General features: G+C 70.5%; 24 protein-coding genes and 1 tRNA gene. 13 read left to right on the top strand and 12 right to left on the bottom strand.

Translation table 11 applies throughout. From position 1 onward, the window contains the following. Nucleotides 1–77 precede the first annotated feature (77 nt). From H4687_RS18165 to H4687_RS18135, 7 genes are all read left to right on the top strand, one after another. Complete coding sequence (locus tag H4687_RS18165; protein ID WP_046917700.1) at nucleotides 78–782, top strand: response regulator transcription factor; 705 nt, start codon at nucleotides 78–80, stop codon at nucleotides 780–782. Continuing rightward, nucleotides 779–2206, top strand: a complete 1428-nt coding sequence (locus tag H4687_RS18160; RefSeq protein ID WP_046917701.1) for a sensor histidine kinase — start codon at nucleotides 779–781, stop codon at nucleotides 2204–2206. The genes H4687_RS18165 and H4687_RS18160 overlap by 4 nt, the downstream gene beginning before the upstream one ends. A gap of 262 nt (nucleotides 2207–2468) precedes the next feature. Then, complete coding sequence (locus H4687_RS18155) at nucleotides 2469–3779, top strand: ABC transporter substrate-binding protein (RefSeq protein WP_020115520.1); 1311 nt, start codon at nucleotides 2469–2471, stop codon at nucleotides 3777–3779. Nucleotides 3780–3827: 48 nt separating this feature from the next. Then, a complete protein-coding gene (locus tag H4687_RS18150; protein ID WP_005486540.1) occupies nucleotides 3828–4826 on the top strand; it encodes a carbohydrate ABC transporter permease in 999 nt (332 codons plus the stop codon). After that, the gene (locus H4687_RS18145; protein ID WP_046917702.1) at nucleotides 4823–5728 is read left to right on the top strand and encodes a carbohydrate ABC transporter permease; all 906 of its coding nucleotides are present in this window, start codon (nucleotides 4823–4825) and stop codon (nucleotides 5726–5728) included. Before H4687_RS18150 ends, H4687_RS18145 begins: the two co-directional genes overlap by 4 nt. 40 nt (nucleotides 5729–5768) lie before the next feature. Beyond that, nucleotides 5769–7091 carry a glycoside hydrolase family 36 protein gene (locus H4687_RS18140; RefSeq protein WP_046917703.1) on the top strand — a complete coding sequence of 441 codons (1323 nt, stop codon included), beginning with the start codon at nucleotides 5769–5771 and terminating at the stop codon, nucleotides 7089–7091. After that, complete coding sequence (locus H4687_RS18135) at nucleotides 7088–9103, top strand: beta-galactosidase (protein WP_050399233.1); 2016 nt, start codon at nucleotides 7088–7090, stop codon at nucleotides 9101–9103. Before H4687_RS18140 ends, H4687_RS18135 begins: the two co-directional genes overlap by 4 nt. A 94-nt stretch (nucleotides 9104–9197) precedes the next feature. Here the strand turns inward: H4687_RS18135 and H4687_RS18130 are convergent, their stop codons facing one another. Further along, the gene (locus H4687_RS18130; protein WP_046920359.1) at nucleotides 9198–9641 is read right to left on the bottom strand and encodes an NUDIX domain-containing protein; all 444 of its coding nucleotides are present in this window, start codon (nucleotides 9639–9641) and stop codon (nucleotides 9198–9200) included. Between the two features lie 158 nt (nucleotides 9642–9799). Here H4687_RS18130 and H4687_RS18125 point away from each other — a divergent pair, with 158 nt between their 5' ends. Then, the gene (locus tag H4687_RS18125) at nucleotides 9800–10282 is read left to right on the top strand and encodes a GNAT family N-acetyltransferase (protein ID WP_046920360.1); all 483 of its coding nucleotides are present in this window, start codon (nucleotides 9800–9802) and stop codon (nucleotides 10280–10282) included. A gap of 104 nt (nucleotides 10283–10386) precedes the next feature. On the opposite strand, the gene H4687_RS18120 is transcribed toward H4687_RS18125, so the two are convergent. From H4687_RS18120 to H4687_RS18105, 4 genes are all read right to left on the bottom strand, one after another. Next, complete coding sequence (locus H4687_RS18120) at nucleotides 10387–11829, bottom strand: GH1 family beta-glucosidase (protein ID WP_046918413.1); 1443 nt, start codon at nucleotides 11827–11829, stop codon at nucleotides 10387–10389. Between the two features lie 157 nt (nucleotides 11830–11986). Continuing rightward, nucleotides 11987–12904: a carbohydrate ABC transporter permease gene (locus H4687_RS18115; RefSeq protein ID WP_373560639.1), complete on the bottom strand. Its 918-nt coding sequence runs from the start codon at nucleotides 12902–12904 to the stop codon at nucleotides 11987–11989. 11 nt (nucleotides 12905–12915) lie between these two features. Continuing rightward, nucleotides 12916–13926, bottom strand: a complete 1011-nt coding sequence (locus tag H4687_RS18110; protein ID WP_046918412.1) for a carbohydrate ABC transporter permease — start codon at nucleotides 13924–13926, stop codon at nucleotides 12916–12918. A gap of 5 nt (nucleotides 13927–13931) precedes the next feature. Further along, complete coding sequence (locus tag H4687_RS18105) at nucleotides 13932–15302, bottom strand: ABC transporter substrate-binding protein (RefSeq protein WP_046918411.1); 1371 nt, start codon at nucleotides 15300–15302, stop codon at nucleotides 13932–13934. A 559-nt stretch (nucleotides 15303–15861) separates the two neighbouring features. Here H4687_RS18105 and H4687_RS18100 point away from each other — a divergent pair. Then, nucleotides 15862–16917 carry a LacI family DNA-binding transcriptional regulator gene (locus H4687_RS18100; protein ID WP_046918414.1) on the top strand — a complete coding sequence of 352 codons (1056 nt, stop codon included), beginning with the start codon at nucleotides 15862–15864 and terminating at the stop codon, nucleotides 16915–16917. 68 nt (nucleotides 16918–16985) lie between these two features. Here H4687_RS18100 and H4687_RS18095 read toward each other — a convergent pair whose 3' ends face one another. After that, nucleotides 16986–17282, bottom strand: coding sequence for a GntR family transcriptional regulator (locus H4687_RS18095; RefSeq protein ID WP_046918410.1), 297 nt, complete (start codon nucleotides 17280–17282; stop codon nucleotides 16986–16988). 302 nt (nucleotides 17283–17584) lie between these two features. Between H4687_RS18095 and H4687_RS48070 the strand changes: the two genes are divergently transcribed. From H4687_RS48070 to H4687_RS18080, 3 genes are all read left to right on the top strand, one after another. Further along, complete coding sequence (locus tag H4687_RS48070; protein WP_306459057.1) at nucleotides 17585–17776, top strand: hypothetical protein; 192 nt, start codon at nucleotides 17585–17587, stop codon at nucleotides 17774–17776. Further along, nucleotides 17773–18027 carry a hypothetical protein gene (locus H4687_RS18085; RefSeq protein WP_046918408.1) on the top strand — a complete coding sequence of 85 codons (255 nt, stop codon included), beginning with the start codon at nucleotides 17773–17775 and terminating at the stop codon, nucleotides 18025–18027. Before H4687_RS48070 ends, H4687_RS18085 begins: the two co-directional genes overlap by 4 nt. A gap of 77 nt (nucleotides 18028–18104) precedes the next feature. Further along, complete coding sequence (locus H4687_RS18080) at nucleotides 18105–18956, top strand: serine/threonine-protein kinase (RefSeq protein ID WP_046918407.1); 852 nt, start codon at nucleotides 18105–18107, stop codon at nucleotides 18954–18956. A gap of 148 nt (nucleotides 18957–19104) precedes the next feature. On the opposite strand, the gene H4687_RS18075 is transcribed toward H4687_RS18080, so the two are convergent. From H4687_RS18075 to H4687_RS48065, 4 genes are all read right to left on the bottom strand, one after another. Continuing rightward, nucleotides 19105–19177, bottom strand: a tRNA-His gene (locus H4687_RS18075). Between the two features lie 128 nt (nucleotides 19178–19305). Then, on the bottom strand, nucleotides 19306–19908 hold the full coding sequence (gene orn, locus H4687_RS18070; protein ID WP_046918406.1) for an oligoribonuclease: 603 nt from the start codon (nucleotides 19906–19908) through the stop codon (nucleotides 19306–19308). Between the two features lie 91 nt (nucleotides 19909–19999). Next, nucleotides 20000–21223: a helix-turn-helix domain-containing protein gene (locus H4687_RS18065; protein ID WP_005486515.1), complete on the bottom strand. Its 1224-nt coding sequence runs from the start codon at nucleotides 21221–21223 to the stop codon at nucleotides 20000–20002. A gap of 378 nt (nucleotides 21224–21601) precedes the next feature. Beyond that, on the bottom strand, nucleotides 21602–22105 hold the full coding sequence (locus H4687_RS48065) for a hypothetical protein (RefSeq protein WP_050399228.1): 504 nt from the start codon (nucleotides 22103–22105) through the stop codon (nucleotides 21602–21604). A gap of 365 nt (nucleotides 22106–22470) precedes the next feature. Between H4687_RS48065 and H4687_RS18055 the strand changes: the two genes are divergently transcribed. Then, the gene (locus H4687_RS18055; protein WP_046918788.1) at nucleotides 22471–23001 is read left to right on the top strand and encodes a universal stress protein; all 531 of its coding nucleotides are present in this window, start codon (nucleotides 22471–22473) and stop codon (nucleotides 22999–23001) included. Nucleotides 23002–23253: 252 nt separating this feature from the next. Here H4687_RS18055 and glmS read toward each other — a convergent pair whose 3' ends face one another. After that, a complete protein-coding gene (gene glmS, locus H4687_RS18050) occupies nucleotides 23254–25071 on the bottom strand; it encodes a glutamine--fructose-6-phosphate transaminase (isomerizing) (protein ID WP_046918789.1) in 1818 nt (605 codons plus the stop codon). A 55-nt stretch (nucleotides 25072–25126) separates the two neighbouring features. Next, nucleotides 25127–25384: a hypothetical protein gene (locus tag H4687_RS18045; RefSeq protein WP_005486507.1), complete on the bottom strand. Its 258-nt coding sequence runs from the start codon at nucleotides 25382–25384 to the stop codon at nucleotides 25127–25129. Nucleotides 25385–25403 lie beyond the last annotated feature (19 nt).

Genomic DNA, 25403 nt, shown 5'->3' with positions numbered 1-25403 from the left:
GGCCTGCGCGCGGGGCTCCCGCGTGAGTTGTCCACAGGCCCCGACCGGGCTCCCGCGCATGGCGTACGGTGCGGCGCATGGCAAGTGTGCTCGTGGTCGAGGACGACCCGTTCGTACGCTCGGCGCTGATCAGGCATCTGACGGACGCCGCGCACACCGTGCGCAGCGTCGGTACGGCCCTGGAGGCGCTGCGCGAGGTCGCGCACGTCCGTTTCGACGTGGTCGTCCTCGACCTCGGGCTGCCGGACCTCGACGGCTCGGAGGCGCTGAAGATGCTGCGCGGCATCACGGACGTCCCGGTGATCATCGCGACGGCGAGGGACGACGAGGCGGAGATCGTCCGCCTGTTGAACGCGGGCGCGGACGACTACCTGACCAAGCCGTTCTCGGTCGAGCACCTGTCCGCCCGGATGGCCGCCGTACTGCGCCGCTCCCGCGCCTTCGCCGGTGCGGGGCCCCCTTCCACGGTCATCCGGGTCGGCGGCCTCGCGATCGACCCGCTGCGCCGTCAGGCCGCGCTGGACGGCGTACGACTCGACCTCACCCGGCGCGAGTTCGACCTGCTCGCGTTCCTGGCCGGGCGGCCCGGTGTGGTCGTCGCGCGCAGGGAGCTGCTGGCCGAGGTGTGGCAGCAGTCGTACGGGGACGACCAGACCATCGACGTGCATCTGTCGTGGCTGCGGCGGAAGTTGGGGGAGACGGCGGCCGAGCCGCGCTATCTGCACACGCTGCGCGGGGTCGGTGTGAAGCTGGAGCCGCCGGGGGCGGGAGCGGGGCCATGAGGTGGGCCCTGGTCAAGGTGTGCCTGGCGGTGACGGCGATGGTCGTGGTGGCCTTCGCGGTGCCGCTCGGGCTGGTCGTCAAGGAGATGGCACGGGACCGGGCCTTCTCCCATGCCGAGCGGGAGGCGGCCGCGATCGCCCCGGCGCTCTCCATCACCACCGGCCGGGAGCAGCTGGAGCGGGTCGTCGCCTCGGCCGGCTCGGACGACGGGATGGCGGTGCACCTGCCGGCGGACGGCACGGGGACCGCCGCGCTCGACCTGGGCCGGCAGCGGGCGTCCGACCGGGACATCGCGACGGTCCGCGAGCTGGGCCGGGCCTCCACCACGCGGGTGCCCGGCGGGTCCACGCTGCTCCAGCCGACCGCGATCGGCTCCGGCGCGATAGCGGTGGTGGAGGTGTACGTGCCCGCGTCGGAGGTGAGCCGGGGGCTCGCCACGGCGTGGGCGGTGCTCGCCGGGGTGGGTGCCCTGCTGATCGTCGGCTCGGTGGCGGTGGCCGACCGGCTCGGGGTGCGTATGGTCCGGCCCGCGCGGCGGCTGGTGGAGAGCGCCCGCGAACTGGGGGAGGGGCAGTTGGGCGCGAGGGTTCCGGAGAAGGGGCCGAAGGAACTGCGCCTGGCGGCGACGGCCTTCAACGCGATGGCCGACCAGGTGGTGCAACTGCTGGCGAACGAGCGGGAGTTGGCGGCGGATCTGTCGCACCGGCTGCGCACACCGCTGACCGTGCTGCGGCTCAACGCGGCCTCGCTCGGCGACGGGCCGGCCGCCGAGCAGACGCGGGCGGCGGTCGAGCAGCTGGAGCGGGAGGTCGACGCGATCATCCGTACGGCGCGGGAGGCCAAGCCCCGGACGGCGGTGGCGGGGCCCGGCGCCGGGTGCGACGCGGCCGAGGTGGTGCGGGAGCGGATGGCGTTCTGGTCGGCGCTCGCGGAGGACGAGGGCCGCACGTGGCGGGTGGCCGGGGCCGAGCGGCCCGTCCGCATACCCGTCGCCCGGGCCGACCTCGCCGCCGCGCTGGACGCCCTCCTCGGCAACGTCTTCCGGCACACGGACCAGGGCACGGCCTTCGCGGTGGACGTGCACAACGCCGAGGACGCGGTGATCGTCCTGGTCTCCGACGCGGGGCCGGGCATCGCCGATCCCGAGGCCGCCATGGCCCGTGGGCGGGGCTCCGGCAGCGACGGCTCGACCGGGCTCGGCCTGGACATCGTGCGCAGGCTCGCCGAGTCGACCGGCGGTGACGTCCGCCTCGGGTCGTCGGTGCTGGGCGGCACCGAGGTGCGGATCTGGATCCAGCTCGACGGGGGCGGGGCTGCGGGCGGCGGCGGGGCGCCGGCGCGCAGGGGACGCCGGGGAGTGCCGATACGCCGACGCAAACACTTCGGAACGGCCTCCGCGCGGGTGGGGGACGGCGGTGGCTGACCTCGGTGGGCGATCTTGCGCGATCACGTGCTCCATGGATGCGGCCCCGCCCAGGTGTGACACGGGTCACGTATGTGTCGGTCACGTTTCGACATCCAGGGATTACGTTTCAACAAAGGGGGACAAGAAGTCTTGACGCATGACATGACATAGAGCTGTTATGGCGGCCACCGATGTTCGGTCGAGTTGGTTTCTGATTGTTTTCGATCAGTCGCCGGCGAGGGCCATTGAGACCGAACGACCTGTCCCCAGGGAGCCGTACATGCACCTCACACCTTCCGGTCTCTCCGTCCCCGGCCCGAGCCGCCGCACTGTGCTGCGCGGCGTCGGCGGGGCGGTGGCGCTCGGCGCCGGCGTCCCCCTGCTCAGCGCCTGTGGCGGCAGTGGCAGTTCGGCCGGTGACTCGAAGACCGTCTCGCTCGGCTCCAACGCGTCGGACGCGGTGCCGAAGAAGGCGTTCGCCGAGATCTACGCGGCGTTCAAGAAGCAGTCCGGGATCACGGTCGACGTGAACACCAAGGACCACAACACGTTCCAGGAGCAGATCAACTCCTACCTCCAGGGCACCCCGGACGACGTGTTCCACTGGTTCGCGGGCTACCGCATGCAGTTCTTCGCGGCCAAGGGCCTCGCCAGCCCGATCGACGACGTGTGGGACAAGATCGGCGGCAACTTCCCCGACGCGATGAAGAAGCTCAGCAAGGGGGCGGACGGCAAGTACTACTTCGTGCCGCTGTACACCTACCCCTGGGCGCTCTTCTACCGCAAGAGCGTCTTCCAGGAGAAGGGCTACGAGGTTCCCACCACGTGGGACCAGCTGATCGCCCTGTGCAAGCAGATGCAGAAGGACAAGCTCGTCCCGATCGCCTTCGGTGACAAGGACGCGTGGCCGGCGATGGGCACCTTCGACCAGCTGAACTTCCGCACCAACGGCTACGACTTCCACGTCGAGCTGATGGCGGGCAAGGCGTCCTGGACCGACGCCAAGGTCCGCAAGGTCTTCGACCACTGGAGCGAGCTGCTGCCGTACCACCAGGAGGGCGCCGTCGGCCGTACCTGGCAGGACGCCGCGCAGACCCTGGTGTCGAAGAAGGCGGGCATGTACCTGCTGGGCACCTTCGTGGGCCAGCAGTTCACCAACAAGGCCGACCTGGAGGACCTGGACTTCTTCGCCTTCCCGGAGATAGACCCGGCGTACGGCCAGGACACCGTCGAGGCGCCCACCGACGGCTACATGATGAGCAAGGCCCCGAAGAACAAGTCCGGCGCGGCCAAGCTCATGGAGTTCCTCGGCACCCCCGAGGCCGAGCAGATCTACCTCAAGGCCGACCCGAACGTGGTCGCCGCCTCCACCAAGGCGGACACCTCCTCGTACTCGCCGCTGCAGAAGAAGGCGTACGAGATGATCTCGGGCGCCAAGAGCCTCACCCAGTTCATGGACCGCGACAGCCGCCCCGACTTCACCTCCACGGTGATGCAGCCGGCGCTGCAGAAGTTCATCCGCGACCCCAAGGGCGTCGACAGCCTGCTCTCGTCCATCGAGCGCCAGAAGAAGACGATCTTCGCGTCCTGACGACCGTCCTGACGACCGACCGTCCTCACGACTGGATGACCTCCTGACATGACGACCACCCCCACCGAGAGCCCGGAGGCGGCCACGCCGCCTCCGGGCTCCGGCCCTGCCGCAAAAACCGCACAGAACGGGAAGGCCGCCAAGGTGCCCCAGGGGCATCGGCGGCTCCTCACCCGCCGGGACCGGCTGACGCTGGGCCTGATGGCCGGTCTGCCGACGTTCCTGCACGTCGCCCTGGTCTGGGTGACGGCCTTCGCGTCGATCCTGCTGGCCTTCACCACCTGGGACGGCATCGGCTTCGACTCCATCAAGTGGGTCGGGCTCCACAACTTCCAGGAACTGTTCACCAACAACCCGCAGTTCTGGCCCGCCGTCGAGCACAACATCATCTGGTTCGTCGTGCTCATCCTGATCCCGACGCCGCTGGGGCTGTTCCTGGCCGTGCAGCTGGACAAGAACATCCGCTTCAGCCGCGTCTACCAGACGGCGTTCTTCCTGCCCGTCGTGATGTCGCTGGCGGTCATCGGCTTCGTCTGGCAGCTGATCTACAACCCCGACACGGGCCTGATCAACAGCCTCATCGGCGCCAACGAGCCGGGCCACTACATCGACTGGATCGGCGACCCGGACCTCAACCTCTGGGCCATCCTCATCGCCGCGTCCTGGCGCCACACCGGCTACATGATGATCCTCTACCTGGCCGGCCTCAAGGGCGTCGACCCGTCCCTGCGCGAGGCCTCCGCGCTGGACGGCGCGAACGAGTGGCAGACGTTCAAGAACGTCATCTTCCCCACCCTGCGCCCCACCAACACCGTCGTCCTGGTCGTCACCATCATCGAGGCCCTGCGCGCCTTCGACCTCGTCTTCGTCTTCAACAAGGGCGCCGAGGGCACGGAACTGCTCTCCATCCTCGTCACCAACAACATCATCGGAGAGTCCAGCCGTATCGGATACGGATCGGCGATCGCCGTCGTCCTCCTGGTGATCTCCCTCGCCGTGATCATCCCGTATCTGATCGCGACCTTCCGGAAGGAGCGGCAAGCGTGAGCACCACCGTCGACACCACCGCCGCGGCCGTCGCTCCCAAGGAGCGCACACCCCTGCGCCCCGCCCGGATCCTGCTGCACGTCTTCCTCGTCGGCATGTCACTGGCGTGGCTGGGACCCCTGCTGTGGGCCCTGTACGCGGCCCTGCGCCCCTACGGCGAGACCAGCGAGAAGGGCTACGTCTCGTGGCCCGACACGCTGAACTTCGAGAACTTCACGAACGCGTTCACCCAGTCGGACATGACGCACTACTTCGTGAACACCCTGATCATCGCCGTCCCCGCGGTGCTGCTGACGCTGTTCCTGTCCTCGATGGTGGCGTTCTACGTCAGCCGCTTCGACTTCCGCGTCAACCTCTTCCTGCTCCTGGTCTTCACGGCCGGCAACCTGCTCCCGCAGCAGGTCATCATCACCCCGCTGTACCGCATGTACCTGCTCATCGACCTGCCCGGCATCACCATGTCCGGCAAGCTCTACGACTCCGCGCTCGGCCTCGTCCTCATCCACGTGGCCTTCCAGTCCGGGTTCTGCGCCTTCGTGCTCAGCAACTACATGCGCTCCCTGCCCCACGAGCTGACCGAGGCGGCCCTCGTCGACGGCGCGTCCGTGTGGCGCCTGTACTGGCAGATCGTGCTGCCGCTGTGCAAGCCCGCGATGGCCGCCCTGGCGACCCTGCTCTCCATCTGGATCTACAACGACTTCTTCTGGGCGCTCGTACTGATCTCCACCGGCGAGAACATGCCGATCACCTCGGCCCTGAACAACCTCTCCGGCCAGTACTTCACCGACCCCAACCTGGTCGCCGCCGGCGCCCTGCTCACCGCGATCCCCACCCTGATCGTGTACTTCGCGCTCCAGCGGCAGTTCGTCAGCGGACTGACCCTCGGCGCCAACAAGGGCTGACCGCTCCCGCGGCGGCCCACTGTGTGAAAGAGAAGTTCTCGTGCACCACCCCTTCACCCACGTGGCCTCCGTGCCCGTGGACACCAGTACGGCACGGGTCCACGAGGAGGGCTGGCAGTCCTGGAGCCCCAGCGGCTCCTACGCCCTCGACGCGACCCCGTACCGTCCGACCGGCGACAACTGGGCCACGGTCTGCTACCGCCCGGGTGTCACCGCCCCGGCCGGCACCTTCCAGGGCGAGGGACTGCTGGCCCTCGACCCGGGCGACGGCACACCGGTCCGCCTCTGGGCCGCCCCCGACCCCGCCCACCAGGTCCCCTCGATCCGCCTGACGGTGAGGGACCAGGTCGCCGAGGTCACCTCCGACGGCCCGGTGAAGGAGTGGACCGGCACGGACATCCAGGCGGTGCTGGGCGAGTGGGCGGCGAGCCTCGGCCTCGCGGCCCCGCGCCCGGCCCCCACCGTCTGGTGCTCCTGGTACGAGTACTTCACCTCCGTCACCGAGGACGACATCCACGAGAACCTCCGTGCGATGGACACCCTCGACCTCCCCATCGACGTCGTCCAGATCGACGACGGCTACCAGAAGGCCCTCGGCGACTGGCTCACCCTCTCCGGCCGCTTCCGCTCCCGCGCGGGCATCGCCGACACCATCCGCGCCCGAGGCCGCCGCGCCGGCATCTGGACGGCGCCCTTCCTCGTCGACCCGTCGAGCGCCCTGGCCGCCGAGCACCCCGAGTGGCTGGTGCGCGACGAGGACGGCGGTCCCACGCACGCCGGCCACAACTGGGGCCACGACCTGTACGTCCTCGACACCACCCACCCCGCGGCGGCGGCGTACCTCACCGAGGTCTTCACCACCCTCCGCTCGGAGGGCTACGACTACTTCAAGGTCGACTTCCTCTACGCGGGCGCGCTGGACGGCGTACGCCACGCCTCCGTGGACGCCCTCACGGCGTACCGCCGGGGCATCGAGCTGATCCGCGACGCCATCGGCCCCGACGCCTACCTCCTCGGCTGCGGCGCGCCGATCCTGCCGTCCCTCGGCCTGTTCGACGCCATGCGGGTCAGCCCCGACACGGCCCCGCACCGCCGCCCCGAGGCGGACGACCACAGCCAGCCCGGCCAGGACTCCGCCGAGTTCACGGGCGCCGGCCGCCAGTGGCAGCACGGGCGCCTCTGGGTGAACGACCCCGACTGCCTGATGGCCCGTCCCGCCGTCGAGACGCGCGAGCGCTGGGCGGCGCACGTCGAGGCGACGGGCGGCCTGACGGCCTCCAGCGACCGCCTGCTCTCCCTGGACACCTGGGGTGTGGAAACGACCCGCCGACTGCTGACGAAGGGCCCGGAGGCCTCCGAATGAAGCGCGAACTGAACGTCCCCGGCATCGCCTACGGCGGGGACTACAACCCCGAGCAGTGGCCCGAGGAGGTGTGGGCCGAGGACGTACGCCTCATGCGCGAGGCGGGCGTGAACATGGTCAGCGTCAACATCTTCTCGTGGGCGCTGCTGGAGCCGCGCGAGGGCGAGTACGACTTCTCCCGCCTGGACAAGATCCTCGCCCTGCTCCACGAGAACGGCATCGCCGCCGACCTGGCGACCCCGACGGCGGCCCCGCCGGCCTGGTTCTTCGTCAAGCACCCGGACGCCCTGCCGGTCGACAAGGACGGCCGCGCCCTCTCGTACGGCAGCCGCCAGACCTTCTGCCCGTCCAGCCCCGCCTACCGCGAGGCCGCCCTGCGGATCGCCCGCGTGCTGGGCGAGCGGTACGCCGACCACCCGGCCGTCGTCATGTGGCACGTCCACAACGAGTACGGCTGCCACAACGGCGAGTGCCACTGCGACACGAGCGCGGCGGCCTTCCGGCTCTGGCTGCGCGAGAAGTACGACGACCTGGCGGCGCTCAACCACGCCTGGGGCACGACGTTCTGGAGCCAGTGGTACTACGACTGGGACGAGATCATCCCGCCCCGCCCGACGGGCGCGGTCCCGAACCCCACCCACCAGCTGGACTGGCGCCGCTTCTGCAGCGACGCGCTGCTCTCGCTGTGCAAGGCGGAGCGCGAGGTGCTGCTGGAGGCGGCCCCCACCACCCCCGCCACCACCAACTTCATGGTGATGTTCAACTTCGACAAGCTCGACTACTGGCGCTGGGCACCGGAGTTGGACATCGTCTCCAACGACCACTACCTCCAGTCGACGGACCCCGAGTCCGAGATCGACATCGCGATCAGCGGCGACCTGGTGCGCTCGCTGGCCGGCGGCAGTCCGTGGCTGCTGATGGAGCACTCCACCGGCGCGGTCAACTGGCAGCCGGTCAACCGGGCCAAGACGGCGGGCGAGCTGCGCCGCAACGCCCTGTCCCATGTGGCCCGGGGCGCCGACGGCATCGCCTACTTCCAGTGGCGGGCGGCCAAGGCCGGCGCCGAGCAGTGGCACTCGGCGATGCTCCCGCACGCGGGCACCGACAGCCGGATCTGGCGGGACGTGGTGCGACTGGGCGCGGATCTGGGCTCGTTGGCGGAGGTGCGGGGCAGCACGGGCGTCGCCGAGGTGGCGATCGCCTGGGACTGGAGCGCCTGGTGGGCGGTGGAACTCCCGTCCCAGCCGAGCGGCGAACTCCGCTTCCAGGACCTGGTCCGCGCCTGGTACGAGCCGCTGTGGCGGGCCGGCGTGGCCGTGGACTTCGTCCGCCCCGACGCGGACCTGTCCGCGTACAAGCTGGTGCTGGCGCCGAGCCTGTACCTGGTGGACGACGCGGGTGCGGCGAACCTCACCGGTTTCGCGGAGACCGGCGGCACGCTCGCCGTCGGCTTCCACAGCGGCGCGGTGGACGAGAACTGCCACGTCCGGCTGGGCGGTTACCCGGGCGCGTTCCGCGAGGCGCTGGGCGTGCGCACGGACGAGCTGTTCCCGCTGCTGCCGGGCGAGTCGGTGGGCCTGAGCGACGGCGGTACGGCCGGACTGTGGTCGGAGCGGGTCGCCCTGGCGGGCGCGGAGGCGGTGACCTCGTACACCTCCGGCCCCCTGGCCGGGGTCCCGGCGGTCACCCGCCACACCCATGGCGCGGGCACCGCCTGGTACGTCGCCACCCGCCCGGACCCGACGACCCTCGCCGCCCTCCTGGACCGCGTCCGCGAGGAGGCGGGCGTGACCTCGGTGCGTACGACCCCCGCACACGTCGAGGCGGCCCTGCGCCGGGGCCCGGAGGCGGACTACCTCTTCCTGATCAACCACGGCGACGACGACGCCGAGGTCGAGGTCGCCGCCGGGTCCGTCGAGCTGCTGACGGGCAAGCCCGTCACCACGACCGACGCCCCGGCGACGGTGCTGGTACCGGCCGGGGACGTGGCGGTCGTCCGCGAACCCCGCTGACCCCGCTCATGACGGCCGCAGGGCCGCGCTCCTTCGGGGGCGCGGCCCTGCGGCGTTCCGAGGCGCGACGAGCTGCTGCGGTGACGCCCCGACGTCACGCCCAGCCGTACAGGGACATCCGGGAACCGCCGGCCAGGTAGCCGCGCAACGCGCCGGCGTTGCCCTCCACGAAGTCTTCGGGCAGGGAGTCGGTGGCGAACCAGCGGACCTGGGCGTGCTTGTGCGGTTCCCGGTTCCCGGGCTCGCCCGTCCACTCGTGGGCGACGAACACGACGGTGAGATAACCGTCCGGCGCATCGACGCCGCGGGCCGCGTGGATGAGGTGCGCGACCTCCAGCGCCTCCGGCTTCACGGTCAGCCCGGTCTCCTCGTACAGCTCCCGCACGGCGGTCCCGGTGACGGGCTCCCCGGGTTCGCTCTTTCCGACGGGCAGATCCCACCTTCCCCGGGCGAACCTGGCGTGCTCGCCCCGCTGGAGGAGGAGGACCCGGCCCGCGGCCCGGTCGTGGACGATGACGGCGGCGACCAACAGCGTCACGGGCACGTCCTTTCTGGTCGGCAGGCCCTAGCATGACGCGTATGGAGTGCTTCGCGTCCTGGCGTACCCGCCACTGAGGTCGGCCCACCGACACGTCTCACGTGACCGGCGGGCCAGAGGCGTCCCTTTCCTCCCTCGGTTCCCAAGAGGTCCACTCCATGCTTGTCCGCGCATTGGGTCAGGACGATGTGGCCCGACTGGCCGAACTCACCATCGACACGTTCCGCCCGTTCTTCGAGGACTCCGTCGGATCGCTGCTCGACGGGCTCGTCCTCGCCGCGCTGCACGCCGACTGGCGTGACGACTACCGCGCCCTGGTCCCCACCCTCCACGATCCGGCCCAGGACAAGTACGTGGCCGTCGCCGAGGCCGACGGCGTCATCGCCGGCTACGTCGCCTGGAGGGCCGGCCCCACCCGCCGCCACGGCGAGATCACCCTGCTCGCCGTGGACGCGGAGCACCGCGGCGACCGCGTCGGCACCGCCCTGTGCGAGCACGCCTTCGCCGATCTGCGCGGACGCGGCACGAAGCTCGTCGAGATCGGCACCGGTGGCGACGCCTTCCACGCTCCCGCCCGCGCCCTCTACGAGAGCCTCGGCTGCGTCCTGTTCCCGACCGCGCACTACTACCGGCGGCTCTGACCACCCCCTCCGGGGCGCGGCGCTTCCCCTATGCGCGCCGCGCCCCGGACCCCCGGCCCCCCGTTCCCCCCAGGGGGCTCCCCAGCCCCCGGCCCTGTGGTCCGTTACGCCGGTGTCGTCACCAGCGGCGGCAGCGCGCCCGTCTTCGCCGCCTGCGCGTACCAGTACGCGCTCGACTTCGGGGTGCGCGTCAGGGTCGCGTAGTCGACGTACACCGCGCCGAAGCGCTTGCCGTACCCGTACGCCCACTCGAAGTTGTCCATCAGGGACCACAGGTAGTACCCGCGCACGTCCGCCCCCTCGGCGATCGCGCGCCGGACCGCCCGCAGATGGCCGTGCAGGTAGGCGATGCGCTCGGGGTCGTGGACGCGGCCGTCCGAGTCGATCTTGTCGTCGTACGCGGCGCCGTTCTCCGTCACGTACATCGGCAGACCCGGCGCCTCCCGCGAGTAACGCATGATCAACTCGTGCAGGCCCGTCGGGTCGATGGTCCAGCCCATCTCCGTACGCTCGCCCGGGGTCTGGTGGAACAGGACGTCGTCCGCGCCCGGCCACGGCGAGTGGTTGCTCGCCCCGTGGCCGTCCGCGCGTGGCCCGACGGCGTCGGCGTCCGCCGCGCCCACCAGCGTCGGCGTGTAGTAGTTCAACCCCAGCGCGTCCAGCGGCTGGTTGGCGGCCGCCACGTCACCGTCCTGCACGAACGACCAGTCCGTCAGCGACGCGGTGGCGGCGAACAGGCTCTCCGGGTACGCCCCGTGCAGCATCGGCCCGTGGAAGACGCCGTTGGCCAGGTCGTCGATCTTCCGGGCCGCGGCCACGTCCTCGGGGGCGCTGGTGATCGGCCGTACCACCGAGGAGTTGAGGCTCACCGCGATCGAGTTGCGGGCGGGCATCGCCGAACGCAGCGCCGAGACGCCGAGCCCGTGCGCCAGGTTCAGGTGGTGGGCCGCGCGCAGCGACGCCACCGGGTCCGTGCGGCCCGGCGCGTGCACCCCGGAGCCGTAGCCGAGGAACGCCGTGCACCACGGCTCGTTGAGGGTGATCCACTGCTCGACCCGGTCGCCGAGCGCCTCGCCCACGATCCGCGCGTACTCGGCGAAGCGGTGCGCGATGTCCCGCTCGGGCCAGCCGCCCGCGTCCTCCAGCTCCTGCGGGAGGTCCCAGTGGTAGAGGGTGACGGCCGGCTTGATGCCCTTGTCGAGCAGCTCGTCGACCAGCCGGCGGTAGAAGTCGAGGCCGCGCTGGATCGCGGGACCCCGGCCCGTGGGCTGCACCCGCGACCAGGAGATCGAGAAGCGGTACGAGTTGAGGCCCAGGTCCGCCATCATCGCCACGTCGTCGCGGTAGCGGTGGTAGTGGTCGACAGCGATGTCACCGGTCTCGCCGCCGGCGGTCTTGCCCGGCGTGTGACTGAAGGTGTCCCAGATGGAGGGCGTACGGCCGTCCTCCCGCACCGCTCCCTCGATCTGGTAGGCGGAGGTGGCCGCGCCCCAGAGGAAGGCGGGAGGAAAGGTCACCGGGGTGGCCGGGTTCACGGGCTCAGGCATGGAAGCGCTCCCATTGGTGGTCGTGTGGACCGACGGAGGTGGGTGGGGGGAGTGGTGCACGCGCGAAGGCGAAAGCGCGAACGAAGGCGAAGAACGGGGGTCGAGGCGGCGGTGACCCGACCCCCGGTGAGAAGACGTACGCGGGCGAACCCGGGCCTCAGCCCTTCACCGCGCCCTGCATGATGCCCCCCACGATCTGCTTGCCGAAGATCGCGAAGACCAGGAGCAGCGGCAGGGTGCCCAGCAGTGCACCCGCCATGATCAGGGACTGGTCGGGGGTGTACCCGCGTCCCAGGCCCGCGAGAGCGACCTGAACGGTCGGGTTGCCGGTCTGGCTCAGCACCAGGAACGGCCACAGGAAGTCGTTCCACGTCTGGACGAACGTCAGCATGCCGAGCACCGCCATCGCGGGGCGCGCCGCGGGGAACACCACGTGCCACACCACGCGCCAGCTGCTCGCGCCGTCCATCCGGGCCGCCTCGATGATCTCGTCGGGCAGTGCCTGGATGAGGTATTGCCGCATGAAGAACACACCGAACGCGCTCACCAGCGACGGCAGGATCACCGCCTGAAGCTGGTCCGTCCACTCCAGCTTGGCGACCATCATGTACATCGGGATGATGCTCAGCTGCGGCGGCACCATCATCGTGCCGATCACGATCAGCATCAGCGCGCCCCTGCCCCGGAACCGGAGCTTGGCGAAGGCGAATCCGGCGATCGTCGACAGGAAGACGATGGTTGCCGCCGAAGTCCCTGCCACGATGGTCGTGTTGAAGAACGCCTTACCCATGTTCGCGTCGTTCCAGGCCAGATCCAGGTTGTGGAAGAGGTTGGAGCCGAACACGAACGGGGGCGGGTTCTCCGCCAGCCGGTTGTTGTCGCGGGACGCGGCGATCGCCGTCCACACCAGCGGGAACAGCGAAACGATGGTGAACACGCCCAGGATGATGTAGGCGATCGGTCCGGCGTGCATGTGCCCGCCGGCCCGGGCGGACTTGGGCCGGAGCGCCTTCCGGGCCGTCGGCACGGCGTCCTCGGGCTCCACGGACTTCGCGGTCGTTGTCGTCGTCGTCACGGCCGGTACTCCTAACTACTGGCGCGCAGCCGGCGCGAGATGACGTAGTTGACGATGCCGATCACGATCAGGATCAGGAACATCGCCCAGGCGATGGCCGACGCCCGGCCCAGGTGCTGGTTCACCCAGCCCTGCTCGTACAGGTACAGGCCCAGCGTCTGGAACTGGTGCTCCGCGCCGCCCGACGCGCCCTTGTTGGTGTCGAACAGCAGCGGCTCGCCGAAGACCTGGCTCGCGCCGATCGTCGACACGACGACCGTGAACAGGATCGTCGGCCGCAGCGACGGCAGCGTCACGTGCAGGAACTGCCTCCAGCGGCTCGCGCCGTCCAGCGCCGCCGACTCGTACAGGTCCTGCGGGATCGCCTGCATCGCGGCCAGGTAGATCAGCGCGTTGTAGCCCGTCCACCGCCAGATGATGATCGTCGACACCGCGATCTGCGACGGCCACTTGTCGTTCTGCCAGTCGATCGCGTCGATCCCGACGAAGTGCAGCGCCCAGTTGATCATGCCGTAGTCGCGCCCGAACAGCAGCACGAAGACCAGCGAGGCGGCCGCGATCGAGGTCGCGTACGGCGCGAGCATCACGACCCGGTAGAAGGTCGAGGCGCGCAGCTTGTAGTTGAGGATGTGCGCGATGCCCATCGCGATCGCCAACTGCGGAACGGTCGAGATGACCCCGATCATCAGGGTGTTCTGCGCCGCGTTCCAGAAGAAGTCGTCGTCGAAGATGCGCGAGTAGTTACGCATCCCCACCCACGTCATGTCGGTGGGCGCGGTCAGCTCCACCTGGTGCAGCGACGCCCAGCCGGTGTAGACCAGCGGGAACAGGCCGAACGCGACGAACAGCAGGAAGAACGGCGAGACGAAGGCGTACGGGCTCCAGCGCTTGTCCCGCCGCCAGCGGCGGGACAACCGGTCCCGGCGCCGCTGCTCCGCCTCCGTGGGAACGGCGGGCGGGCGGCCCGGGGCCGCGCCCCCCTCCTTGACGGGGGACGCGGCGGTGACGTGGCGGGTGGTCATCCGGGTCACTTGTCCAGGTTGTTGTCGATGGTCTTGGTGGCCGTCTCCCAGGCCTCCGCCGCCGACTTGCCCTTCGTCACCAGGATGACGCCGTTGTTGGCCAGGCCGTCCTGGATGACCTGGTCCTTCGGGCCGATCACCTGCACCGGGGCGGTCTTGGCGGCCTCGGAGAAGACCGTGCCGATCGGTGAGTCACCGGTCAACTCGTTCTTGGCGCCGGTGACCTCGGGCATCGCGTACGCGGCCGGCGCGCTCGGGAAGTTGCCCTGCACCTTGAACAGCTTCGCCTGCTGCTCGGGCGCGGTCAGCCACTTGGCGAGCTCCGTGGCCTCCTTCACGTGCTTTCCGCTCTTGGGCACACCCAGGAAGGCGCCGCCCCAGTTTCCGGACTTGGGCGCGACGGCCACGTCCCACTTGCCGGCGTCCTCGGCCTTCGCGCTCTCCTTGAGGGTGCCGAGCATCCACGGCGGGCAGGCGACGGTGGCGAACTTGCTCTGGGAGATGGTCGTCTTCCAGGCCGGCGTGAACTGCGACTGGGGCTGGACCAGGCCCCTCTCGGCGGCCTTCGCGGTCAGGTTGAACGCGTCCCTCACCGCCGGGTTCGTCTTGTAGATGATCTCGCCGGAGGCGTCGTAGAACTTCTCCTTCTCACTGCTGAGGACGGCGTTGAGCAGGCCGCCGGGGGAGTCCATGAAGAACGTGCCCGCCTTGGCCTTCTTCTTGTACTGCTCGCCGACGTCGATGAACTTGTTCCAGTCACCCGACCACAGCGCGCCGACCTTCTCGGGGTCGGTGGGCAGACCGGCCGCCTTGAAGAGGTCCTTGCGGTAGCAGAGGGCCATCGGGCCGACGTCGGTGCCGAGCCCGATCGTCTGGCCGTCCTTGGTGCTGGCCTGCGACCACTTCCATTCCAGCCACTGGCTCTTGTCGATGCCCGAGACCTTCGACAGGTCCTCGAACTTGGCCGCCTGGGTGGCCACGACCTCGGCGATGTTGCCCACCTCGATGGCCTGGATGTCCAACAGGCCGCTGTTGGTGGTGAGGTGGTTGACGAGCGCCGGGTAGTAGTTCGCGTTCTCCACCGTGACGTTCTGGGCGATCTTGATGTCGGGGTGGAGCTTCTCGTACTCGGCGTAGAGCCCGGCCTCCTGATAGCCGAAGGTACCGAACAGGCCGAGCGTGATCGTGGTCTTGCCCTTGCCGCCGCCCGACGCCGGGTCGTCGGACTCGTTCTTGCCGTCATCGGCACAGCCGGCCAGCAGCCCGGCGCCCAGCGCGGCGACGGTCGCGACGACCACCGCCCTGCGCGTCCTGCGGGCGGTGCGGGTGCCCCCGCCCGACCGGAGCCGGGAGTGCGGGAGGGTACGTGCTCGCATTGCGTCCTCCTGATGCCCTGACGTGCCGACCCCCCGGCCAACTGCGTTGTTGGGCCCTGTCGTTCATGCTGCGGCTCGGGCGGGGAACGTGCGGGATGTGTAAGTGCCAGGTACTGTGGGAGCGCTCCCACGAGTGATGTGTTGAAGAGTCGTCGGTTCGTGCGGGGGTGTCAAGGGAGCGAACGCGGAGAGATGTCTTCGGTTATCGGGCTGTTAACTAACCCGGTGCCGGTGGCCGATCATGCCCGAAATCGGTCGGGCGGGGCCCCACGGGGCGTCGAAGATCGACGGAACGGCCCCTGTACGGGGTGCCCGGGCCGGTACGGACGGACGGGGCGACGGCGCCGGCCCGCCGCCGGAACGCCGGATTCCGGGACGGCGGCACTGTTGGACTCGTGTAACCAGTCGTCGAACGGCCGTCCCACGCGGGACGGCCGGCGCGGGAGCCGGACCGGCGTCACGACGGCGCCGAGTCCCGGACGAGCACTTCCGGGACGTCGTACGAGGATCAGGACTGTTAGATTCCACGCCAGCGCGGTGTTGACGGGAGGCGACCATGGTGGCAGGCCACGGAGCACGGGGCCGGAGCGGTGGGCGGCCCACGTTGGAAGAGGTGGCCGCACGGGCCGGAGTGGGCCGGGGGACGGTGTCGCGGGTGATCAACGGCTCGCCCCGGGTCAGCGACGCGACCCGGGCGGTGGTCGAGGCGGCCGTCGCGGAGCTGGGCTATGTCCCGAACACGGCGGCCCGCGCGCTCGCGGCGAACCGCACCGACGCGATCGCCATGGTCGTGCCCGAGCCGGAGACCCGGTTCTTCTCGGAGCCGTACTTCTCCGACATCCTCAAGGGTGTCGGCGCGCAGCTGTCCGACACGGAGATGCAGCTTCTGCTGATCTTCGCGGGCAACGACCGCGAGCGCCGGCGCCTCGCCCAGTACCTGGCCGCGCACCGCGTCGACGGTGTCCTCCTGGTCTCGGTCCACGCGGACGACCCGCTGCCCGATCTGCTGTCGCAACTGGAGATCCCGGCGGTCATCAGCGGCCCCCGCTCGGAGCACGAGACGCTTCCCTCCGTCGACTCCGACAACTACGGCGGCGGCCGCTCGGCGGTGGAGCACCTGATCGCCCGGGGATGCGCCCGGATCGCCACCATCACCGGGCGCCTGGACGTCTACGGTGCCCAGCGGCGCATCGAGGGCTACCGCGACGCCCTGGAGGACGCGGGCCGCGAGGTCGACGAGCGCCTCATCGCCCCCGGCGACTTCACCGAGGAGGGCGGACGCAGGGCGATGCGCGAACTCCTGGCCCGCTGCCCGGACCTCGACGCGGTCTTCGCCGAGTCGGACGTCATGGCCGCCGGCGCCCGCCAGATCCTGCGCGAGGCGGGCCGCCGTATACCCGACGACGTGGCGCTGGTCGGCTACGACGACTCGGCGATCGCCCGCCACATGGACCCGCCCCTCACCAGCGTCCGCCAGCCCATAGAGGAGATGGGCCGCGCGATGATCGACCTCCTCCTCGACGAGATCGCGGACCGCCGGCCGGCGGTGTCACGGGGATTGGAGCGGCGGCAGGTGGTGCTGCCTACGGAGCTGGTGGGGCGGGACTCGTCCTGAGGGCGGGTGCGGGGCCGGGGGTGCACCCGGCTCTTGGGCGCTCGGACGGGGCTGCTGACGATGTGTTGTCAACCGGCGTCGTCGGCAGGCTCGGCGGCGGCGCGTTCGATGACGAACGAGCCCTTGCCGACGACCGTCCGCACGTAACCCATCTCGGCCAGCAGCACCAAGGTCTTGCGGGCCGTTCCGCGGGCGATCCCGAACTCCTGCGTCAGCCGGTCGACGCCGGGCACCGCGCGGCCCAGTGCGTAGGTGCCGTTGCCGATCCGGGCGATGAGCACTGCCGCGAGCTGAAGGTACAGCGGGTCGGCCGCTTCCGGGTCCAGCTCGGAGTCCGGGCCGTAACCCTTTGGGATGTCCACCATGGCTAGACCGTATGTGCCCATGCAAAACAGTGTTCTTCTGTGTCATGCCATGGCAGGGCAGGGCATGACCAGGTTGCGCCAACGTCGGGTGTGACACGAAACGACCCCCGCGACGCGGCGAACGTCCGGGGGCGTGGCCACCAGCTTCGAAGGAGCCGACGACAGCGAGCATTATCCACGCGTTCCTGCGATGGGCCCTGGGCGTACTCGTCCCCGGCACCGGGAGGCGCCGGGCCGCCCTCCCCGCCGTATCACCGCCGATCTCCCGTCCCTGCACGGCGGCTGCGGCTCCGCCACGACCCTTGTCCCAGCGATCCCCTTACGGCCTCCACGACCCGCTCGACGGCGGGGCCGCCGTCATGGTCCGGCCGTACGTGGTCGAGGCCGAGCGGGAGCAGCACCGGCAGTCTCGGCGCAGGCTCGCGCTGGTGCTCGCGGCGGACTTCGGTATCGACCTCGATGCGCACGTCATCGGCGCGGAGGCGGTGGCATGAGGGGCGCCCGCGAACCTCCCCACCACCCCGGGACGCCGCTGGTGGGCGTCGGCGACACCGTGCGGGACGAGGGAACCGGACGGATCGGCAAGGGGATGGGATTCGTCGGCCCGTACGCGCAACTGCGTCCGGTCGGAGGCGGGCGGGAGTGGGACGCCCGACCGGAACGGCTCATGTCGGTGACCCGGTCCGCAGCGCTGAGTGAGGGCGTCGCCAGGAGCAACGCGCGGTCGAGAGGCGAGAGGCTGTAGCGGCGGGCCTGACGTCCGGGCGCCTGTGGCGGCACACCCCGCTGTGGCGGGGGCGTGCTGCTGGCAGCCTGGCCTCCATGGAGAACCTTGGTGGAGGGCAAAGCGCGGGCAGCCACCCGCTGTTGGGCCTGGAACGGATCGACGGCCCGGCAACGGAGTGTCTCGCCCGGATCGGCGACGTCTTCCGGGTGTTCGGGAGACAGGACTCGGGGTGCAGGGCCTACGGCGTGCGGCTGCCGGACCGCGGTGAGCGGTGGTTCGTGAAGACGGCGTTCTCCGCCGTGGGCCGGCGGTCGCTGGAGCGGGCCTGGGACTTCCACCGGGCCGTGCGGCACCCGGCGATCGTCCCGCAGGTGCACCGGATCGCCCTGCGGGACGGGACGGCCGTGGTCATGCCGTGGCTGGACGGCGAGGTGCTGTACGACCCCGCCGAGCGCGGCAGCGGGGACCGTACGAGCCCCGGCAGCCCGATGACACGCTTCCGTTCCCTGCCCGTCGACCGGATCGAGGCGGCCTTCGCCCGCGTCCTCGACGCCCACCTCGCCGTCGAGGACGCCGGCTACGTCGCCGTCGATCTCTACGACGGGGCCCTGCTGTACGACTTCGGGGCCGGGGAGATGCGGCTGATCGACCTCGACGAGTACCGGCCCGGCCCCTTCGTGCTGGACGCCGACCGGCTGCCGGGGTCGACCCGGTTCATGGCCCCGGAGGAGTTCGAGCGCGGTGCGACGATCGACATCCGCACCACCGTGCACGCGCTGGGCCGTATGGCCCGGCTTCTGCTGGACGCGGAGGACGAGGAGCGCGCCTGGCGGGGCTCGGCGGCCCAGCTGGGCGTGCTGGAGCGGGCCACGCACCCGGATCCCCGCGAACGGTTCGCGGCCGTACGGGAGTTCGCGGACGCCTGGCTGAGGGCCACGGGGGCCTGAAGTCCCCCCGCCCCGGCCGTGTCAGGATGCCCTCCGGCCGCGGTGGACGCGCGAGGCCGGTGTCCGGCGCTACGACGACTGCTGAGTGTCCTTCGGGGGGCACACGAACGAGCCCCGACCTGTTCCCAGGTCGGGGCTCGTACTTCAGGGTGAGTGACGGGACTCGAACCCGCGGCATCCTGGACCACAACCAGGTGCTCTACCAGCTGAGCTACACCCACCATGACCGGCGGTTCATCCGAAGGTTTCACCGACCGGCCGAGAAAAAGTGTACAGGGTCCGAAGGGGTGCCCGCGCACACGTTTCGGTGGGGGGCGTTCGGGGGCCCGGAGGGGCCCGGTGGACGGGGTTACAGCGCGGGCAGGACGTGCTTCGCGGCGATCGTGCGGGCCGTGTCCGAGTCGGGGCCGGGCTGCGGGACGAAGATCGCCTCGCGGTAGTAGCGCAGCTCGGCGATGGACTCGCGGATGTCGGCGAGGGCCCGGTGGTTGCCGTTCTTCTCGGGGCTGTTGAAGTACGCCCGCGGATACCAGCGGCGGGCCAGCTCCTTGATCGAGGAGACGTCCACGATGCGGTAGTGGAGGTGGCTCTCCAGCGTCGGCATGTCCCGCAGGAGGAAGCCGCGGTCCGTGCCCACCGTGTTGCCGCACAGGGGGGCCTTGCGCGGCTCCTTCACGTGCTCGCGCACGTACGCCAGGACCTGCGCCTCGGCGTCGGCCAGTGTCGTGCCGCCGGCCAGGGCGTCGAGCAGGCCGGACGCGGTGTGCATCTCGCGCACCACCTCCGGCATCGTCTCCAGCGCCGAGTCCGGCGGGCGGATGACGATGTCGACACCGTCGCCGAGCACGTTCAGCTCGGAGTCGGTGACGAGGGCGGCCACCTCGATGAGCGCGTCGTCGGACAGCGAGAGGCCGGTCATCTCGCAGTCGATCCACACCATGCGATCGTTCATGTGTCTCACCTTACGGCCCGTGACAGCCGTACGGCCCGGTCCTGCACCGGGGTGATCAGGTGCGGGACCGGGCCGTACGGGCCGATCGGTGCTACGGGGCGCTGCGCTGGCCCGGCAGGCGGCCCGTCGCGTACAGCTCCGGCTTGGCGCCCTCCGTGGACAGCGACGCCGACGGTGCCAGGGCGCTCGCCGCGGCCGTGCGCCGTGCCTGGAGCGGCACCGGAGCGTGCTCCGGCGACACCGAGGGCCCCGGCACGCCGTGCGGACCGTCATGGTGGTCGCTGTGCTTCTCGCCCTGGGGGCGACGGGCGCGGTAGGCCGCCCGGTACGCCGCCGGGGACGAACCCAGCTGCCGCCGGAAGTGCCCGCGCAGCGCCACCGGCGAACGGAAGCCGCACCGGCCCGCGACCTCGTCCACCGAGTAGTCCGACGTCTCCAGCAGACGCTGCGCCTGCAGTACGCGCTGAGTGATCAGCCACTGCAGGGGAGCGCTCCCGGTGAGCGAGCGGAACCGGCGGTCGAACGTACGACGGCTCATGTACGCCCGCGCCGCGAGCGTCTCCACGTCGAACTGCTCGTGGAGGTGCTCCAGCGCCCAGGCGACGACCTCGGCCAGTGGGTCGGCGCCGATCTCCTCCGGTAAAGACCGGTCGAGGTAGCGCTCCTGGCCGCCCGATCGACGGGGCGGGACGACGAGCCGGCGGGCCAGCGCGCCTGCCGCCTCGTTCCCGTGGTCGGTCCGCACGATGTGCAGACAGAGATCGATTCCGGCCGCGGTGCCGGCCGATGTCAGTACGTCACCGTCGTCCACGAAGAGTTCTCGTGGGTCGACGTGGACGGACGGATAGCGCTTGGCCAGCGTCGGCGCGTACATCCAGTGCGTCGTCGCGGGCCTGCCGTCCAGCAGGCCGGCGGCGGCCAGCACGAATGCGCCGGTGCACAGCCCGACGATGCGGGCTCCCTCTTCGTGCGCTCGGCGCAGTGCGTCGAGCGCTTCCTCCGGCGGCGGTGAGGTGATCGAACGCCATGCGGGCACGACCACCGTGCCCGCACGCGAGATCGCCTCAAGGCCGTTCGGTGCGGTGAGTTCCAGGCCCCCCGTGGTCCGCAGCGGGCCTTCCTCGCCCGCACAGACCAGCAGCCGATAGCGCGGTACGCCGGCGTCCTGGCGGTCGATCCCGAACACCGACAGTGGTATGGAACTCTCGAAGATGGGGCCGCCGCTGAACAGCAGCACCGCGACGATCTCCTTGCGGCGTCGCCCGGACAGTTTCCGGGCCGCGGCTTCCGGCGCGGCGGTGGAGTCGTGGCTCATACTGCTAAGCCCCCCTCGGTGGTCGCGGCTCCTCGGTTGTGTCGCTCCTGCACGTTTCCCCTTGGTCCTGCACGAGTCCCCCGCCGTAAGACAGTCATGATCGAATCTACTGTGTCCCGTGGTGCCGACGTGACCAGATCGCCAACCGGCACATTGTCGACATGGCAACTTGGCGTAAAGCATTCGATCACGAAGCGTTGCACTCGTGGGCCGTGCAGGGAAGTACGCCTCGTCCCCGTGGCCGGTCCACGTAGGGTGCGCGAGGCCCCCGGACCCCTTTCGGCGCAGGTCGAACGGGGGGTGGGGGGGTGTTCGACCAAGGAACACGCAGGTAACCGAAGTTGGCTGAAAAGATACGGGAGTGTGCGCGGAAACCGGTCAGTCGACCGGCGTACTCGGACCCGGATTCCGTCCGCCCCTGTGCGCCCCGGAAGCGGGGCGTCCGTGCCGGCCGCGCTGCGGGGCGCGATCTTCGGCCATCGAACGGGCGGGCATCGCATGGGCGGGTGTCGTGCGGGCGGACGTCGCATGGGCGGGCGTTGCGCGAGGCGCCGGCGGGCGGGCCGTGGTGGCGTGGGCCGCGCGGGCCGCGCCGCGTTCGGACTGGCGCAGAAGGACGCGGCAGACGCCGGTGACCGCGGCCAGGCCCAGGGCCGCGCCCGTCGCGCCGGCGAGGGAGGTGCCGTACCAGACGAGGACGATGGGCACGAGGACGCAGCTGAACGCCGCCCAGCGAACCACGTCCGTGGCGGGGTCGGCGAGATGCGGTGCGGGCTGGGGGGCGCGTTCGGGAGTGCGTTCGGGGGCGCGCGGCGGCTGCGGGGGGATCTCGCCGGTGTCGGTCTCAGGGGCGGACTGGGGCGCGGTGCGGTGCGCGGACACTGCGGGCTCCCTCCTGGCTCCCGTGCGATCGGCTTACCGGGGTTCAACGCGTGTTCGACCTGTCGGTCACTGGTACCGCTTGATCGGGTTGCCGCGGGGCCCGGGTTCACTCACCCGCGCCGGGCACCGAGACCCGGCGGACCGGGTGAACCGGCTGTACGTGGCAGCAACCATTGCGTTACGGGGTGGTGCTCGTGCATGCTCCCTGGAACCCCGCGCAGCCGGTGCGGGATCTGGGCGGAGGAGGCGTGCGGTCGTACCCTTGGGGGTATGGGGTGGGGAAGATGATTCCCGGACACCGCTCCGCCGCACACTGACATCCCATCCACGTCGTCCCACACGAGGATCCGAACGCCGAGACACCCATGGCCGGTCAAGAATTCTTCGAATCCGCGGACCGCGAGCGGCGGCCCGTCGCCGATCACACGGCGGCCGAACCCCTTGCGGCGGAAGAGGCACGTCCCTCCTGTGATCCCGCCTTCAAGCACGGCGTCGTCGTCGGCTTCGACGGTTCGACGTCCAGTGAGCGCGCCCTCGCGTACGCCATCGGCATGGCCCGCCGCTCCGGCTCGGGCCTGATCATCGTGCATGTCGCCAACCGGCTGCCCACGACCGTGTGGGCCGGCTGCGAGCCGCCCGTGTTCGTGGACGTCCCCGATCACCGGACCGAGGTCCTCGGCCTCGAACTCGCCTGCGCCGACTATCTCGCCGAGGTGCCCTGGATCCTCGTCGAGCGTGGTGGCGACATCTGCCACGAACTCGAGGAGGTCGGGCGGGAGTACGAGGCCGACGCGATCGTCGTCGGGTCCACGCACGGGATCGTCGGGCGGATCTTCGGATCCGTCGCGGGGCGGCTCGCCAAGCGGGCGCAGCGGCCGGTCATCGTCATTCCGTGACGTTCCGTCCGCCCTTCCGTTCATCCGGGCGTCCTTCCGCCCGCTTCCCGAAGCGCGTAAGTCTACTGGCGCGTAGAGGTGTTTGTGCCCTTGTGAAGGGCATAACCCGCGTGATGCCTGACAAAGTGGCGTGACGGCCACGGGTAGTTGGCAGCGGCGTCGGGATGTTGGGCGACCCCGGCGCGTCGTGAACGGACCCCCACGTGATGGGGCATCACGTGGGGGTCCGTTGTCGTGTGTCGCGCGGGGGACCTACTCCACGGTCACCGACTTCGCCAGGTTGCGCGGCTTGTCGATGTCACGGCCCAGGGCCAACGCCGTGTGGTAGGCGAGGAGTTGCAGGGGGATGCCCATGAGGATCGGGTCCAGCTCGTCCTCGTTCTTCGGGACGACGATCGTCTGGTCGGCCTTCTCCTGCTCCTGGTGGGCGACGGCGAGGATCTTGCCGCTGCGGGCCTTGATCTCCTCCAGGGCGGCGCGGTTCTTCTCCAGCAGGTCGTCGTTCGGGACGATCGCGACCGTGGGCAGGGCGGGCTCGATGAGGGCCAGGGGGCCGTGCTTCAGCTCGGAGGCGGGGTAGGCCTCGGCGTGGATGTACGAGACCTCCTTGAGCTTCAGGGAGGCCTCACGGGCCACCGGGTAGCCCCGGACGCGGCCGATGAAGAGCATCGAACGGGCCTCGGCGTAGCTCGCGGCCAGCTTCTTGATCTCCTCCTCCTGCTCCAGCATCTCGGCGATCTGGGCGGGGAGCTTGCGCAGGCCCGCGATGATCCGCTTGCCGTCGCGGACGGAGAGGTCGCGGGTGCGGCCCAGGTGCAGCGCCAGCAGGGCGAAGGCGACGGTGGTGTTGGTGAAGCACTTGGTGGAGACCACGCAGACCTCGGGGCCGGCGTGCACGTAGATGCCGCCGTCCGCCTCGCGGGCGATCGCCGAACCGACGACGTTCACCACACCGAGGACCCGCGCGCCCTTGCGCTTCAGCTCCTGGACGGCCGCCAGCACGTCGTACGTCTCGCCGGACTGGGAGACGGCGATGTAGAGGGTGTCGGGGTCGACGACCGCGTTGCGGTAGCGGAACTCCGACGCCGGCTCGGCGTCCGCGGGGATGCGCGCCAGCTCCTCGATCATCTGGGCGCCGATCATGCCCGCGTGGTACGAGGTGCCGCAGCCGAGGATCTTCACCCGGCGGATCTGGCGCGCCTCGCGGGCGTCCAGGTTGAGGCCGCCGAGGTGCACGGTGGAGAAGCGGTCGTCGATCCGGCCGCGCAGCACCCGGTCCACGGCGTCGGCCTGCTCGTGGATCTCCTTGTGCATGTACGTGTCGTGGCCGCCCATGTCGTACGAGGCGGCCTCCCACTCCACGGTGGTGGGCTCGGCCGTGGTGCGGGTGCCCTCCGTGGTGTAGGTGCGGAAGTCGTCGGCCTTCAGTGTGGCCATCTCGCCGTCGTCGAGGGTGACGATCTGGCGGGTGTGGGCGACCAGAGCGGCTATGTCCGAGGCGACGAACATCTCCTTCTCGCCGATGCCGAGGACGACCGGGGAGCCGTTGCGGGCGACGACGATGCGGTCGTTGAAGTCGGCGTGCATGACGGCGATGCCGTACGTGCCCTCGACGATGTGCAGCGCCTGGCGGACCTTCTCCTCCAGGGTGGTGGCCTGGGAGCGGGCGATGAGGTGGGTCAGAACCTCGGTGTCCGTCTCGGAGAGGAACTCCACGCCGTCCGCTTCGAGCTTCCTGCGCAGGTCGGAGGCGTTGTCGATGATGCCGTTGTGGACGACGGCGACCTTGTTGTCGCCCGACATGTGCGGGTGGGCGTTGACGTCGGACGGGGCGCCGTGGGTGGCCCAGCGGGTGTGCGCGATGCCGGTGGTGCCCTTGAAGCGCGCGGGGACCTTGGCCTCCAGGTCGCGGACCCGGCCCTTGGCCTTGACCATCCGCAGACCGGCCGTCTTGGGCGAGGTGACCACTATGCCCGCCGAGTCGTAGCCCCGGTACTCCAGGCGCTGCAGGCCTTCGAGGAGCAGCGGCGCCACGTCGCGCTTGCCGATGTAACCGACGATCCCGCACATATAGACGTATCCCCTAGCTGTAGGTGGTCGGCCCCGGCCGGCCGGTCGCGGCCGGTCAGCCGTAGACGATGCGGCGCAGCTGCCGGAGCGTGAGCTCCGGCGGTGCGACCGCCCGGTACTTCAGGTCCGCCTCGATCCGTTCGAAGATCGTCGCGTTGACCAGGCCCTGGGCCTGGAGTTCGCGGTGGCGGCGACGGACGTAGGCCTCGGTCGTCTCGTCGAAGTAGGCGAGCACGTCCTGGATCACCCGCAGCGCCTCGCCCCGGTTGAGGGGCGAGGATCGCGTCAAATGATCAACGAGGTCGTCGTGCACTCGGTAGATCCTGGGGGAA

Origin of the sequence: Streptomyces stelliscabiei, from assembly GCF_014873495.1 — a bacterium.
In the GTDB taxonomy this organism is placed as follows: Bacteria; Actinomycetota; Actinomycetes; order Streptomycetales; family Streptomycetaceae; genus Streptomyces; species Streptomyces bottropensis.
Note: the sequence above shows the minus strand (reverse complement) of the source record. Positions and strands in the feature narration are given on the sequence as shown.